12 protein-coding genes are annotated in these 14,370 nt (G+C 61.7%); all 12 read right to left on the bottom strand.

The features are described from left to right. Positions 1–46 precede the first annotated feature (46 nt). Positions 47–1,222 carry a lipopolysaccharide assembly protein LapB gene (gene lapB, locus D0B32_RS17355; RefSeq protein WP_117335204.1) on the bottom strand — a complete coding sequence of 392 codons (1,176 nt, stop codon included), beginning with the start codon at positions 1,220–1,222 and terminating at the stop codon, positions 47–49. Positions 1,223–1,283: 61 nt separating this feature from the next. Continuing rightward, positions 1,284–1,577 carry a lipopolysaccharide assembly LapA domain-containing protein gene (locus D0B32_RS17360; protein WP_117335205.1) on the bottom strand — a complete coding sequence of 98 codons (294 nt, stop codon included), beginning with the start codon at positions 1,575–1,577 and terminating at the stop codon, positions 1,284–1,286. A 292-nt stretch (positions 1,578–1,869) separates the two neighbouring features. Further along, positions 1,870–2,193: an integration host factor subunit beta gene (locus tag D0B32_RS17365; RefSeq protein ID WP_117335206.1), complete on the bottom strand. Its 324-nt coding sequence runs from the start codon at positions 2,191–2,193 to the stop codon at positions 1,870–1,872. 21 nt (positions 2,194–2,214) lie between these two features. Continuing rightward, on the bottom strand, positions 2,215–3,948 hold the full coding sequence (gene rpsA / locus D0B32_RS17370) for a 30S ribosomal protein S1 (protein WP_020068971.1): 1,734 nt from the start codon (positions 3,946–3,948) through the stop codon (positions 2,215–2,217). Positions 3,949–4,125: 177 nt separating this feature from the next. Further along, complete coding sequence (cmk, locus tag D0B32_RS17375) at positions 4,126–4,812, bottom strand: (d)CMP kinase (RefSeq protein WP_117335207.1); 687 nt, start codon at positions 4,810–4,812, stop codon at positions 4,126–4,128. A gap of 34 nt (positions 4,813–4,846) precedes the next feature. Beyond that, positions 4,847–6,151 carry a 3-phosphoshikimate 1-carboxyvinyltransferase gene (gene aroA, locus D0B32_RS17380; RefSeq protein ID WP_117335208.1) on the bottom strand — a complete coding sequence of 435 codons (1,305 nt, stop codon included), beginning with the start codon at positions 6,149–6,151 and terminating at the stop codon, positions 4,847–4,849. Positions 6,152–6,170: 19 nt separating this feature from the next. After that, a complete protein-coding gene (locus D0B32_RS17385; RefSeq protein ID WP_117335209.1) occupies positions 6,171–7,112 on the bottom strand; it encodes a prephenate dehydrogenase/arogenate dehydrogenase family protein in 942 nt (313 codons plus the stop codon). A 90-nt stretch (positions 7,113–7,202) separates the two neighbouring features. Next, on the bottom strand, positions 7,203–8,315 hold the full coding sequence (hisC, locus tag D0B32_RS17390; protein ID WP_117335210.1) for a histidinol-phosphate transaminase: 1,113 nt from the start codon (positions 8,313–8,315) through the stop codon (positions 7,203–7,205). Positions 8,316–8,396: 81 nt separating this feature from the next. Beyond that, positions 8,397–9,479: a prephenate dehydratase gene (gene pheA / locus D0B32_RS17395; protein ID WP_117335211.1), complete on the bottom strand. Its 1,083-nt coding sequence runs from the start codon at positions 9,477–9,479 to the stop codon at positions 8,397–8,399. Between the two features lie 63 nt (positions 9,480–9,542). After that, on the bottom strand, positions 9,543–10,625 hold the full coding sequence (gene serC, locus D0B32_RS17400) for a 3-phosphoserine/phosphohydroxythreonine transaminase (protein WP_117335212.1): 1,083 nt from the start codon (positions 10,623–10,625) through the stop codon (positions 9,543–9,545). 209 nt (positions 10,626–10,834) lie between these two features. Continuing rightward, positions 10,835–11,452 (bottom strand): DUF2059 domain-containing protein, encoded by a 618-nt coding sequence (locus D0B32_RS17405; RefSeq protein ID WP_117335214.1) that lies wholly within the window; start codon positions 11,450–11,452, stop codon positions 10,835–10,837. A gap of 117 nt (positions 11,453–11,569) precedes the next feature. Further along, positions 11,570–14,200 carry a DNA gyrase subunit A gene (gyrA, locus tag D0B32_RS17410; RefSeq protein ID WP_117335216.1) on the bottom strand — a complete coding sequence of 877 codons (2,631 nt, stop codon included), beginning with the start codon at positions 14,198–14,200 and terminating at the stop codon, positions 11,570–11,572. Positions 14,201–14,370 lie beyond the last annotated feature (170 nt).

Here is a 14,370-nt window from a genome sequence, read left to right on the forward strand (position 1 = left end):
CAGGCTGGCGTCTCGCCAGATGGGCCGCGTGGCTTGCGCTGCGCGCTCAGCTCGACGCCGTGATGGGCTCGACCCGGCGCGGCGCATAGGTTTCCCAACCACTGCAACCCGGACACTGCCAGTAGAAAAGACGTGCCCGGAAACCACAATTCTGGCACGTATATCGTGGCAAATTTTTGGTGCGTTGGCGGATCAGCGTACGCATCAATTCCAGTTCACTGCGCCGTGGTTCCTCGGCAGTGGCCTGCTGTGCCTCCAGTAACCGTGTCATGCCCGCCAGATTGGGCGACTTCTGCATCTGCGAGCGCGCCAGGCTGTGCGCAGCCTCCAGCCCACGCAATGCGGCGACGTGCTGATAGGCCACGTCCAGCAGATCATTAGAAGGATAGCTGTCAACCCAGCCGGTGAGCAAATCTGCCCCCTCCTGCGGACGGCCAAGCTTCTCGTAGGCTTTGATCAGCTTCTCGGCGACCAGCGGCAGATACGCGGGGTTCTGCTCTTCCACCTCGCGCCAATGGGCGATGGCGGCCTCTTCGGCGCCACCCGCTGCGTCGACATCACCAAACAGGATGGTGGCGCGCACGTTATGGGGATTCGCCTTGAGCGCCAGATTCAACTGACGGCGTGCCTCATCCGGCTTCTTTTGCTGAAGCGCTTCCTGCGCAAGTTCACAGTGGAACTGGGCGATTTCCTTGTCGAGCGATCCTGCGCCCATCGTTTCGAGATGGCGCGCGATGTCGATCGACTTGTTCCAGTCTTTCTCGATTTCGTAAATAGTTAGCAGCGCACGCTGCGCGCCCAGCGCATAGTCACCGCTTTGCAGCGAGCGGAAGGTCTCTTCGGCGCGATCCAGCAGGCCCGCCTTCAGGAAATCCTGGCCCAGTTCGAACAACGCGTGATCACGCTCGTTCACCGGCAGATCGGCACGGCTCAGCAGATTCTGATGGACGCGAATCGCACGGTCAGTCTCGCCACGGCGCCGGAACAGATTGCCGAGCGCGAAGTGCAATTCGATGGTTTCGGGGTCGAGCTTGACGACTTCGATGAAGGCGTCGATGGCCTGATCCGGTTGCTCGTTGAGCAGGAAGTTCAGGCCACGAAAATACGAGCGCGGCAGGTTGGCGCTTTCAGACAGCAGTGTCTTGAGGTCGTAACGTGCGGCCATCCAGCCGAACGCGAAAGCGACGGGTACGACAAGCAGCCACCAGAAGTCTAGATCCATGCGATTGATTGGGAGTGCAAAAACGTGAGCCGGTTGCCACAGGCGCGCGGCATGGAAAACCTTAGATCAACGGCGGCAGCGGCGGTTGCTCAACCACGACCGGTGCTTCGCGCGCCACCCGCAACTCGCGCTTCAGACGGCCGTTCTCGAGCCGCAACCGGAACACTGCCGGCACCGCCGACACCAGACCGGCAAGCAAGCCGACCACGAAGAACGCCAGCCCGATCAGGATGAGCGGCGCGGACCATGTATAGCCGGCCAGGAAATTCAGCGTAGCAGTTTGCGTGTTGGACAGTGCGAGCACGAGCAGCAGCACGAACACCAGGACGCGGATCAGCCAGACAATAAATTTCATGTGCGAGTCTCTTCACGGCAGTTGCGGGGTGACGCCGGCTTGATGACGCGCATCGCGCCATGCTGTCGCCCGCGCCGAAGTGACCCGTATTGTAAAGGAAGCCCCCGCGGCTGGGCAGCAACTAGCCGATTGGCTGAGTCGATGTGTGCGTAGGCGGTTTGTCCTGGCTCTAAAGTAGGGTGAAAAATGAGGGCGAAAAAAAAGCGCCCGGAGGCGCTTTTCTTTGGTCATTGCCGTCTGGCTTTGGCCGCCGACGTTATGTATGCCGCACTGATTGCCGCGCGGCATGGTTTTACAGATCGTCGTCCGGACCTTCGTCTTTCAACGGTTCGCCCGCGCGGCGGTCAACCCGCTCACGTAACTCCTTGCCGGGCTTGAAGTGCGGTACGTACTTCTCAGGTACCAGCACCTTCTCACCCGATTTCGGATTGCGGCCGACACGGGATGGACGACGGTTCAGGCCGAAGCTGCCGAAGCCACGAATTTCGATGCGATGACCGTTGGCAAGCGCCTCCGACATCGCATCCAGCATCGTCTTCACTGCGAAATCCGCATCTTTAAGAACAAGTTGCGGAAATCGCAAAGCCAGCTGGGCGACCAATTCCGATTTGGTCATAACTGCAGCAGACCCTGAGGCTTACTGGTTCTGGCCGTCGAGCTTGGCCTTCAACAGCGCGCCGAGGTTCGTCGTGCCGGTCGCTGCCGCGCTCGAATCCGACGAAGCCAGGCCGCGGATCGCTTCCTGTTGCTCAGCCGAGTCCTTCGCCTTGATCGACAGGTTGATGCCACGCGACTTGCGGTCGATGTTGATGATCATCGCATTGACCTTGTCGCCTTCCTTCAGCACGTTGCGAGCGTCTTCCACGCGGTCTTGAGCGATTTCCGAAGCACGCAGGTAGCCTTCGACTTCCGCCGACAGCTGAACCACTGCACCCTTCGCGTCTACCGTCTTGACCACGCCGTCGACGATCGAACCCTTGTCGTTCATGGCAACGAAGTTGCTGAACGGGTCGCCTTCGAGCTGCTTGATACCCAGCGAAATGCGTTCCTTCTCGACGTCGATGCCGAGAACGATGGCTTCCACTTCGTCGCCCTTCTTGTACTTGCGAACGGCTTCTTCGCCCGTTTCCGACCACGACAGGTCCGACAGGTGAACCAGACCGTCGATGCCGCCCGGCAGACCGATGAAGACGCCGAAGTCGGTGATCGACTTGATTGCGCCTTGCAGCTTGTCGCCCTTCTTGAAGTTGCGGCTGAAGTCATCCCACGGGTTCGGCTTGCACTGCTTCATGCCGAGGCTGATACGGCGGCGGTCTTCGTCGATTTCGAGAACCATGACTTCGACTTCGTCGCCCAGCTGCACGACCTTCGACGGTGCAACGTTCTTGTTCGTCCAGTCCATTTCCGACACGTGAACGAGGCCTTCGATGCCCGATTCCACTTCGACGAATGCGCCGTAGTCGGTGATGTTGGTGACCTTACCGAACAGGCGCGTGCCCGACGGGTAACGGCGGGAAATGCCTTCCCACGGATCGTCGCCCAGTTGCTTGATGCCGAGCGAAACGCGGTTCTTCTCTTGATCGAACTTGAGGATCTTCGCGGTGACTTCCTGGCCAACCGACAGCACTTCGCTCGGGTGACGCACACGACGCCATGCGATGTCGGTGATGTGCAGCAGGCCGTCGATACCGCCGAGGTCCACGAACGCGCCGTAGTCGGTGATGTTCTTCACCACGCCTTCCACGATCGCGCCTTCCTTCAGCGTTTCGAGCAGCTTTGCGCGCTCTTCGCCTTGCGTGGCTTCGATCACGGCACGGCGCGACAGCACGACGTTGTTACGCTTGCGGTCGAGCTTGATGACGCGGAATTCCAGCGTCTTGCCTTCGTACGGCGTCGTGTCCTTGACCGGACGCGTGTCAACCAGCGAACCCGGCAGGAACGCGCGGATGCCGTTGACCATAACCGTCATGCCGCCCTTGACCTTGCCCGTGATCGTGCCGGTCACGAGTTCGTTGTTGTCGAGAGCCTTTTCCAGCGACAGCCACGAAGCCAGACGCTTCGCCTTGTCGCGCGACAGGATGGTGTCGCCATAGCCGTTTTCCAGCGCGTCGATCGCGACGGAAACGAAGTCGCCCGCCTGCACTTCTACCTCGCCCGCGTCGTTCAGGAACTCTTCGAGCGGGATGTAGGCTTCGGACTTGAGACCAGCGTTGACGACCACGAAGTTGTGGTCAACACGCACGACTTCGGCGGAGATCACTTCGCCGGCGCGCATGTCTTGCTTGGTCAGCGACTCTTCGAACAGAGCCGCAAAAGATTCGGTATTCGGGGTAGAGGTTTGCAGGTCGGACATAAAAATCGAAATTTGCATGGTTTCGCGGTGCCCGGCTGGCCGGATGGTCAGCAATGACGGCTAGAGTGCGAATGCCACGCGGGGTTAAGGGGTTAACACACGCTCCACGACGATCGCGGAGCACCTACACAACAACATACTGCTGTTTTACAGATCTTTTACTGGTACTTACCCGCGCGCATGGAGTTGTTACGCTCATGCGGTGGGCTGAAGCGCCCGGTACCACTGCACCACCTGATCGACCGCCTGGTCGACTGACAATGCCGAGGTGTCCAGCAGCTTCGCATCCGCTGCAGGCTTGAGTGGCGCGGCTGTGCGCTGACTATCGCGCTCGTCGCGTTCACGCAAATCCCGAAGCAAGTCATCCATATTAGCAGAAAATCCTTTTTGGATCAATTGCTTATACCGCCGCGCGGCGCGCGCCTCCGCGCTGGCGGTCAGGAACACCTTGAGCGCGGCGTCCTGGAAGATCACCGTGCCCATATCGCGGCCGTCCGCGACGAGGCCAGGCTCCTTGCGAAAAGCCCGCTGACGGGCCACCAGCGCGGCTCGCACGGGAGCATGCACGGCGATCGCCGAGGCCCGCTTGCCGATCGCTTCGGCGCGAATCTCACTCGACACGTCGACGCCGTCGAGCTGGGCCAGGCCCTCGCGGAACGTGATATGCAGATCGTCGATCAGCTTGGCAAGACCCTCGGCATCGTCCGGGGCAATGTCGTACCGATGGCTGGCAAGCGCGGCGAGCCGGTACAGCGCACCGCTGTCGAGCAGGTGAAAGCCGAGGCTGGCGGCGACCAGCGCGGCCACGGTGCCTTTGCCGGAGGCCGTCGGGCCGTCGATCGTGATGACGGGCGTCTGGTGAAAGGGACGGGTCGGTTTCATCTAAAAAGTCGCACGTCGGGTCGGTTCAATGGGGTCAAGGTCGGGCCAGCGCGGTGAAGCGCTCGAAATAGTCGGGAAAGGTCTTGCCAACGCACTTTGGATCGTTGATCCGAACCGGTACGCCGCCAAGACTCACGAGGGAGAAGCACATCGCCATGCGGTGATCGTCGTAGGTGTCGATGGCGGCGTTGGGGATCAAGGCTTCCGGCGGCGTCACGGCCAGGTAGTCTTCACCCTCGTCCACCGTCGCGCCAACCTTGCGCAGTTCCGTGGCCATCGCCGCCAGCCGGTCGGTCTCCTTGACGCGCCAGCTCGCGATGTTGCGCAGCGTGGTCGTGCCGTCGGCGAACAGCGCGGCGACCGCGATCGTCATGGCTGCGTCCGGGATCAGGTTGCAATCCATGTCGATGGGTTCGAGCTTGCCGTGGTCGTGCCCCACCCCGCGCACCTCGATCCAGTCGTCGCCCATGCTGACGTTGGCGCCCATGCGGATCAGCGCGTCGGCGAAGCCCACGTCGCCCTGAATGCTCGCGCGTCCTACCCCTTCCACGCGCAGCGGGCCGCCGCCGAGCGCACCGGCCGCGAGGAAATACGAGGCCGAGGACGCGTCGCCTTCCACCATGATCCGCCCGGGCGACTGATACCGTTGCCCCGCCGGCACCGTGAACTGATGCCAGCCATGACGCTCGACCTTGATGCCAAAGCGCTCCATCAATTTGATGGTGATCTCGATGTACGGCTTCGAAATCAGTTCACCGTCGACCTGTACGATGGTCGAGCCGGTTTCGGTGCGCAGCAGCGGCAGCGTCATCAGCAGCGCGGTCAGAAACTGGCTGGAGACGTCGCCGCGCACGCGGATCGGCGCTTCTACCGCAATCTGGCCGGCGCGGATCCGCAGCGGCGGAAAACCTTCGTTCGCCTCGTAGTCGATGCGCGCGCCGATCTGCCGCAAGCCATCCACGAGGTCACCAATGGGCCGTTCGTGCATACGCGGCACACCGTGCACGCGGTAATCGCCGCCATTCACGGCCAGCGCCGCGGTCAGCGGCCGCACCGCCGTGCCCGCGTTGCCCAGAAACAGGTCCGCCGTCTTGGCCGTGAACGCGCCACGCGTGCCCGTCACGACGCATTCATCGCCTTCGCGCTTGAGCTTCACGCCGAGCTTTTCGAGCGCTTCCAGCATGACGCGCGTGTCGTCGGAATCGAGCAGATTGGTGATGGTGGTTTCGCCTTCAGCCAGCGCCGCCAGCAACAGCACGCGGTTCGAAATGCTCTTCGAGCCAGGCAGGCGAACCGTGCCGGAAGCTCGGGAAAACGGTCCGAGATCGAGGTATTCCATGATTGAGTCCAGTTTCCGGTTATTTCGCGGGGCCGACGCTGTCGTCCGGCGCGGCGCGTTGCTCCTGCCACTCGGTACGCGCCATGCGCGAGCGCGCAAACACCGCTTCCAGCGCTGCACCGTCGCCGTTTTCGATTGCCGTACGCAGACCGGCTAACACCGCGGTGTACGCGTCCAGTTCTTCCAGCAGCGCGTCGCGGTTGGCCACGCAGATGTCCCGCCACATTTCCGGGCTCGACGCGGCGATCCGCGTGAAATCGCGGAAGCCGCCCGCAGCGAACGAGAACTTCAACGCAGCGTCCGGCGAATTGAGAATCTGCTCGACCAGCGCGAACGAAAGCACGTGCGGCAAATGGCTAACCGAGGCGAGCACCCGGTCGTGCTGCGCCGCCGTCATATCACGCACCAGCGCGCCCGTCGCACGCCACATGGCCGCGACCCGCTCCACCGCCTCAGGCGGATTTTCCGGCAGCGGACACAGCACGACGTTGCGACCCACGTACAGATCAGGCAGTGCGGCATCCACGCCACTCGACTCACGCCCGGCGATGGGATGCGCCGGCACGAACTGTCCGATGCGCCCGCCGAGCGCAGCGCGCGCTGAAGCGACCACGTCGGATTTCGTGCTGCCGGCATCGGTCACGATGGTGGCAGGGTCGAGGAACGGCACGATGCGCTCGAGCAGCGGTTGCGTCTGCGCCACCGGCGCCGCCAGCAACACCATGTCGGCGCCCGCCAGCGCGGCGCGCAATTCCGCGTCGTCGCCGAGCGCGGCCGTGGCGTCGATCACACCGAGTTCCAGCGCGCGCGCCGTCGACGCCGGATTGCGCCCAACGCCCACCACCATGCGCGCGCCATGAGCTTCGCCACGCTCGCGCAGCGCGCGGGCGAGCGATCCGCCAATCAGGCCGACGCCAAAAATCACCAGCTTGTTAAAAGAGAACGCGGCCACGTCGGTCATAGAGAAGAGTGCGCCAAGTTTGCTGATCTGAAACAGTCACAGGCGCACGGGTCAAAGTCGATGCTCGTTGCAGTTGCTCGATGCCGCCGCTCAGGCGGGTGCGAGCGCCTTTTCGAGCGCGGTAAGGAAGGCTTCGTTTTCTTCCGGCAAACCAATCGTGATACGCAACCACTGCGGCAAGCCGTAGTTGCCGACCGGACGCACGATCACCCCTTGCTTCAGCAATGCGAGATTCACGCGGTTGCCCGCTTCGTTGTCGTTGCCGACCCGGACCAGCACGAAGTTGCCGTGCGACGGCACGTATTCGAGGCCCAGTTTGTCGAACGCTTCCGTCAGACGGCGATAACCTTGCGCGTTGAGCGTCGCACTTTTTTGCAGGAAAACCGTGTCGTTCAACGCGGCAACCGCCGCGGCCTGCGCCAGCGTATTGACGTTGAACGGTTGCCGCAGACGATTGAGCAGGTCAGTGAGTTCCGGCTGCGCGATCGCAAACCCTACACGCAGACCCGCCAGCCCGAAGGCTTTCGAGAAGGTGCGCGAAACCAGCAGATTGGGATAACGGCGCACCCACGCAATCGAGTCGTAGCGCTGTTCAGGCGCGAGGTATTCCGTGTAGGCCTCGTCGAGCACCACCGCCACATGGCGCGGCACCTTGTCGAGAAACGCTTCGAGCGCCGGACCGTCGATGAAGGTGCCGGTAGGATTATTCGGATTGGCGACGAACACGAGGCGCGTGTCGTCGGTGATCGCGGCCAGCATCGCCTCGAGATCGTGACCATACTTGTGCGCCGGCACCACGATTGCACGGGCACCCAGACCTTGCGCTGCGAGGGCGTAGACCGCGAACGAGTATTGCGCATAGACGATGGACTGCCCCTTCTCGACAAACGCGTGCGCTGCCATTTCGAGAATGTCGTTGCTGCCATTACCCAGCGTGATCCAGTCAGCCGGCACGTCGTATTTGGCGCTCAGCGCCGCCTTCAGTTCGAACGCGTTCGCATCCGGATAACGGCCCAGTTCGCTAGCGGCCTGCGCCATGGCGCGCTGCGCCGATTTCGGCATGCCCAGCGGATTTTCGTTGGACGCCAGCTTGACGATGGTCGCCTCGTCGAGACCGAACTCGCGCGCCACTTCGGAAATGGGTTTGCCGGCGACGTAAGGCGCGATGGCGCGCACGTAAGAAGGACCGAACGACGTTGTCATGTGTATCTCCGGTACAGCTATCTAATGAATGAGTGAACCCGTCAACGGGATTCCAGGGCGGCGCGAACGCAACCGCCTGTATCAGCGCGCGCGCCGATACGAGCCGAGAATCTTCAGGAACTCGGCCTTCTCGCCGAGTTCGGCGAGCGCCGCCGCGACTGGCGGATCGTCGCGATGCCCTTCGAGGTCAATGTAGAAGTAGTATTCCCAGGTGCCGACGCGCGCCGGACGCGACTCGAAGCGCGTCATCGAAACGCCGTGTTGCGCGAGTGGTTCCAGCAGCTTGAACATGGCGCCAGGCTGATTGGCAACTGAAACGATCAGCGAGGTCTGGTCACTCCCGCTCGGGCCGGTCGGCTCCTTGCCAATCATCACGAAGCGTGTGCGGTTGTGCGGGTCGTCCTGAATCAGCGCGTTCGCGACCAGCAGACCGTAGTGGGTTGCCGCGCGGTCACCCGCGATGGCCGCCACGGTGGGATCGCTTGCGGCAAGCCGCGCGCCCTCGGCGTTGCTCGACACGGCCTGCCGCTCGAGGTGCGGCGCGTTCGACGCCAGCCACCCCTGACACTGCGCGAGCGCCTGCGGGTGCGCGCAAACGCGCGTGACGCCGCTCAGATCGCCGTTGAGCGTGAGCAGATTGTGATGAATCGGCAACGCGAGTTCGCCGCCGATCAGCAGTTGCGTCTGCAACAACAGATCGAGCGTGCGCGACACCGCGCCTTCGGTGGAATTCTCAACCGGCACCACACCGAATTCGGCGGCGCCCGCTTCGACCGAGCGGAACACTTCGTCAATGGACGGACACGGCAAGCCTTCGATCGACTGACCGAAGTACTCGTGCATGGCCTGTTCACTATACGTGCCCACTGGCCCGAGATAGGCCGCCTTGACGGTCTTCTCCAGCGCACGGCTCGCTGCCATGATCTCGCGCCAGATGGCGCTGATGTGGTCGTCGGCGAGCGGCCCGGCACTCATGTCCTGCAAGCGGGCAATCACCTGCTGCTCGCGTTCGGGGCGGAACACCGGCGCGTTGAAATGCTTCTTGACCTCGCCCACTTCCAGCGCAACCGCGGCGCGCTGATTCAGCAGCGCGATGAGTTGGGCGTCGATCGCGTCGATGCGATCGCGCAGTGGTTTGAGTCGGGTATTGAGTTCGTCGTCCATGCGTAAAAACAGCCCTGCCGGGAAACTTCGAAAGGATGCGCGCGCGTGGAAACCCCGCGGGGTTCAGGCGCCGCGCTGTTCAAATTCCTTCATGTACTCGACTAGCGCTTTAACGCCTTCGAGCGGCACCGCGTTGTAGATCGACGCCCGCATGCCGCCGACGGACTTGTGGCCCTTCAGCTGCACCAGCCCGCGCGCTTTCGCGCCGGCCAGAAAATCTTCATTGCGCGACTCGTCCGCGAGGAAAAACGGTACGTTCATCCGCGAGCGCGACGCGTGTTCAACCTTGTTCAGATAGAAGCTGCTGGCATCAATGGTGTCGTACAGCAGCTTCGACTTTTCGATGTTGCGTGCTTCGATGGCCGTCAAGCCACCCTGCTTCTTCAACCACTTGAACACCAGCCCGGCGACGTAGATCGCATAGGTGGGCGGCGTGTTGTACATGGAGTTGTTGGCGGCGACTGTCTTCCATTCGAACGCCGACGGACAAATGGTCATGGCGCGATCCAGCATATCCTCGCGCACGACGACCACCGTAACACCGGCCATGCCGATGTTCTTCTGCGCGCCGCCGAACAGCACGCCGTATTTGGCGATGTCCATAGGACGCGACAGGATGTGCGACGACGCGTCAGCGACCAGCGGAATGTCGCCCAGGTCGGGAATTTCGAAGGTCTCGACGCCGTGGATGGTCTCGTTGGTGCACAGATGCACGTAGGCCGGGTCATCCGACAATTGCCATTCGGCGCGCACGGGTGCACGGGTAAAGCCCTCAGCGGTTTCGCCGCTGGCGGCCAGATGCACCGTACCGTACTTTTGCGCTTCCTTGAATGACTTCTGCGACCACGAACCGGTGACGACGAAATCGGCGCGCGGCTTCGAACCGAACAGGTTCATCGGCACGATGGCGTTTTCACCCAGACCGCCACCTTGCAGGAACAGGATGCGATGGCTTGCCGGCACTTCAAGCAGCTCCCGCAGATCGACCAGCGCTTCCTCGTGGATGGACATGAACTCCTTGCCGCGATGGCTCATTTCCATCACGCTCATGCCGCTGCCATGCCAGTCCAACATCTCGTCCGCCGCTTGCCGCAGCACTTCTTCGGGCATGGCCGCCGGTCCGGCCGAGAAATTAAAGACGCGCATGTGAGATCCCTGAAGCAGACGCCGCGAACAAAACTGGCAAGTTCGCGCCCGAAAAGAAAATGGCTGTTTGCGCGTGTGCGCAAACAGCCATTATCGCATTGACGCTGCCAGGCCGCCAAACCCGGCGCCGCGAGGCGCCTTGCATGAGCGGCAGAGCTGCGTTAGCTCATCAGCGTCGTGACCTTCTTAACGATCACTTGGCCCGTCAATTACTTGACTGCCGGCGGCTTGACCGAAGCGACTTCCTGGTCAGCTTGCGCGCGGGTTGCCTTGATCGATTGCGGCATGTACTTCTGCATCAGACCGTTCACGACGTCGCGACCCACCTGGTCTTGAACCTGGATGAACTTGCGGCCCGTCGGGCTCTTGTAGAACGCCGTCAGATCCTTGATTTCCGACGTCGTGTAGTACTTCGCGTACGCGTCGTATTGAGCTTGCATGGCGTCCTGACGGAAGCCGTCCGTTGCGAAGACCTGGCCAGCCTGATCAACCAGCTTCGGCACAGCGTTCTTCTGCAGCGTAGGGACGGAAGCCTGCTTCTGCTTGTCCGTCATCGTCTTGTTTTCGCTCAGGGCGTCCGACAGGATGGCCGGAACCAGCTGCTTGGCCTGCATTTGCGCGCTGTTACCAATTGCGCCGACGAGCTTTTGCGCGTCGATCGCGTCCAGCAGATCCTTGATTGCAGCCTGCTTGGCCGGATCAACCGGGGCCGGAGCGGCCGCCGAGTTATCCGCCGGAGCCGGCGCTTGATTCTGAAGTGCTTGCGCCATCGCGAAGGTCGGTACGAAAGCAGCCAGCAACATCAACTGTTTGAATCGTTTTTGCATCATTACTCCCTAAGAGAAATTAGTCGAACTGCATGCTGCGTGGACCGCGCATCGTCGAGATGCGCCTGTCTATGTCCCCGCAGCGTTCACCCGATATGTGAGACTTGCCGGTGCGAATCAGGCCTGGCCGCCTTCTTCACCGCCTTCGTCACCGTCAGCGGAACCTTCGGCGTCACCGTCCACATCAGCTTCAGCCTCAGCAACCTGCTGCAGACCGGAAAGCTTCGTCCCTTCATCAAGACTGATGAGTGTAACACCTTGGGTTGCGCGGCCCATTTCCCGAATTTCCGACACGCGCGTGCGGATCAGCACGCCCGTATTGGTAATCAGCATGATCTGGGCTTCCGGATCAACCAGCGTCGCGGCGACCACCTTGCCGTTGCGCTCCGATGTCTGGATCGCGATCATTCCCTTCGTACCGCGCCCGTGGCGCGTGTACTCGGTGATCGGCGTGCGCTTGCCGAAGCCGTTCTCCGTTGCGGTGAGCACGGACTGCTGCTCGTCACCCGCCACCAGCAACGCGATGACCTGCTGGCCGTCGTCGAGCTGCATGCCTCGCACGCCCCGTGCCTCACGGCCCATTGGACGGACGTCGTTTTCGTCGAAGCGCACGGCCTTGCCTGAATCCGAGAACAGCATCACGTCGTGTTGACCGTCGGTGATGGCGGCGCCGATCAGGTAATCACCGTCATCCAGGCCGACCGCAATAATACCCTTGCGCAGCGGCCGACTAAAGGCTTCTAGCGGCGTCTTTTTTACCGTTCCTAACGCGGTGGCCATGAACACATATTTGTCGGCCGAGAATTCCTTGACCGGCAGCACCACCGTGATCTTTTCGCCGTCGAGCAGCGGGAACATATTGACGATCGGACGGCCGCGCGAGTTGCGCGAACCTTGCGGCACCTCGTAGACCTTGACCCAGTACACGCGGCCGCGGTTCGAGAAGCACAGGATGTGATCGTGCGTATTGGCAATGAAGAGCGTGTCGATCCAGTCGTCTTCCTTCATGGAAGTCGCCTGTTTGCCGCGACCTCCGCGCTTCTGGGCGCGATATTCCGACAACGGCTGCGATTTCACGTAACCCGCGTGCGACATGGTCACCACCATGTCTTGCGGTGTGATCAGGTCTTCGGTGTTCAGCTCGGTTGCGTTCAGCTCGATCTTCGAGCGGCGGCTGTCGCCAAATTCGGCCTTGATCGAGGTGAGTTCGTCGACGATGATCGCAGTAATGCGTTCCGGGCGTGCCAGGATGTCCAGCAGGTCAGCGATCTGCGCCATGACTTCGCGGTACTCGCCGATGATCTTGTCCTGCTCGAGACCGGTCAGGCGTTGCAGACGCATCTGCAGGATTTCTTGAGCCTGCGTGTCCGACAGACGGTAAAGGCCATCTGTCTGCATACCGAACGCCGGGTTCAAGCCTTCAGGACGGTACGCCTCACGGCCACCGGCTGACGCATTTTCGGTCTCGGCGCGCGAAAGCATTTCGCGCACGAGCGACGAATCCCACGGACGCGCCATCAATTCCTGCTTCGCGATAGGCGGCGTGGGCGCGGCCTTGATGATCGCGATGAACTCGTCGATGTTGGCCAGCGCGACAGCCAGGCCTTCCAGCACGTGACCGCGCTCACGCGCTTTGCGCAGTTCGTATACAGTGCGCCGCGTCAGCACTTCCCGCCGGTGCGACAGGAAGCAGCTCAACATTTCCTTCAGGTTCAGCAGCTTCGGCTGGCCGTCGACCAGCGCGACCATGTTCATGCCGAACGTGTCCTGAAGCTGGGTCGCCTTATACAGATTGTTGAGGATGACCTCAGGCACTTCGCCACGCTTCAGCTCGATCACCACCCGCATGCCGCTTTTGTCGGACTCGTCGCGGATGTCGGAAATGCCTTCGAGCTTCTTTTCGTTGACCAGCTCGGCGATGCGCTCGAGAAGTGAGCGCTTGTTCACCTGATACGGCAGCTCGTCGACGATGATCGCCATCCGCTGACCGCGGTCGATTTCCTCGAAGTGCGTGAGCGCGCGCATCACCACGCGGCCACGGCCGGTGCGGTAGCCATCGCGCACGCCGGCCACGCCGTAGATGATGCCGGCGGTCGGGAAGTCAGGCGCAGGGATGATTTCAATCAGCTCGTCGATCGTCGAGTCCGGATTCTTCAGCAGATGCTGACAGGCGTCGACGACTTCGTTCAGATTGTGCGGCGGGATGTTGGTGGCCATCCCCACTGCGATGCCGGACGAGCCGTTGATCAGCAGATTGGGAATGCGCGCCGGGAGAATGGCCGGTTCGTTTTCGCTGCCGTCGTAGTTCGGCGTGAAATCGACGGTTTCCTTGTCGATGTCGGCAAGCAGCTCATGGCCGATCTTGGCCATGCGGATTTCGGTGTAACGCATCGCCGCGGCGTTGTCGCCGTCGACCGAACCGAAGTTGCCCTGACCGTCCACCAGCATGTAGCGCAACGAGAAGTTCTGCGCCATCCGGACGATCGTGTCGTATACAGCCGTGTCACCGTGTGGGTGATATTTACCGATCACGTCGCCGACGATACGCGCCGACTTCTTGTAAGCTCGATTCCAGTCGTTGTTGAGTTCGTGCATCGCGTACAGCACACGCCGGTGCACCGGCTTCAGGCCATCGCGAACATCGGGAAGCGCACGCCCTACGATCACGCTCATCGCGTAGTCGAGATACGAACGGCGCATTTCCTCCTCTAGGGAGATTGGCAGAGTCTCTTTGGCGAATTGATCCATTATCCGTATCGTTTACGTGCGAAGACGGTGGTGGGACACCGCCTTTCGCGTAAGCACTGCAGGCGCAGCACATCACGCGATTCTAACACGCGAGGCATCCGCTCCCGGGACGGGTGCGTATACCTATTAGAGGGATGCGCAGGAACGGCGCCTGGACGCCCCAATCCCGG

This window comes from Paraburkholderia sp. DHOC27, assembly GCF_003429005.1.
Taxonomy (GTDB): Bacteria; Pseudomonadota; Gammaproteobacteria; order Burkholderiales; family Burkholderiaceae; genus Paraburkholderia.

Coding starts and splice junctions, on each gene's coding strand:
- lapB (WP_117335204.1), bottom strand. CDS start 1,222: ATGGATCTAGACTTCTGGTGGCTGCTTGTCGTACCCGTCGCTTTCGCG.
- D0B32_RS17360 (WP_117335205.1), bottom strand. CDS start 1,577: ATGAAATTTATTGTCTGGCTGATCCGCGTCCTGGTGTTCGTGCTGCTG.
- D0B32_RS17365 (WP_117335206.1), bottom strand. CDS start 2,193: ATGACCAAATCGGAATTGGTCGCCCAGCTGGCTTTGCGATTTCCGCAA.
- rpsA (WP_020068971.1), bottom strand. CDS start 3,948: ATGCAAATTTCGATTTTTATGTCCGACCTGCAAACCTCTACCCCGAAT.
- cmk (WP_117335207.1), bottom strand. CDS start 4,812: ATGAAACCGACCCGTCCCTTTCACCAGACGCCCGTCATCACGATCGAC.
- aroA (WP_117335208.1), bottom strand. CDS start 6,151: ATGGAATACCTCGATCTCGGACCGTTTTCCCGAGCTTCCGGCACGGTT.
- D0B32_RS17385 (WP_117335209.1), bottom strand. CDS start 7,112: ATGACCGACGTGGCCGCGTTCTCTTTTAACAAGCTGGTGATTTTTGGC.
- hisC (WP_117335210.1), bottom strand. CDS start 8,315: ATGACAACGTCGTTCGGTCCTTCTTACGTGCGCGCCATCGCGCCTTAC.
- pheA (WP_117335211.1), bottom strand. CDS start 9,479: ATGGACGACGAACTCAATACCCGACTCAAACCACTGCGCGATCGCATC.
- serC (WP_117335212.1), bottom strand. CDS start 10,625: ATGCGCGTCTTTAATTTCTCGGCCGGACCGGCGGCCATGCCCGAAGAA.
- D0B32_RS17405 (WP_117335214.1), bottom strand. CDS start 11,452: ATGCAAAAACGATTCAAACAGTTGATGTTGCTGGCTGCTTTCGTACCG.
- gyrA (WP_117335216.1), bottom strand. CDS start 14,200: ATGGATCAATTCGCCAAAGAGACTCTGCCAATCTCCCTAGAGGAGGAA.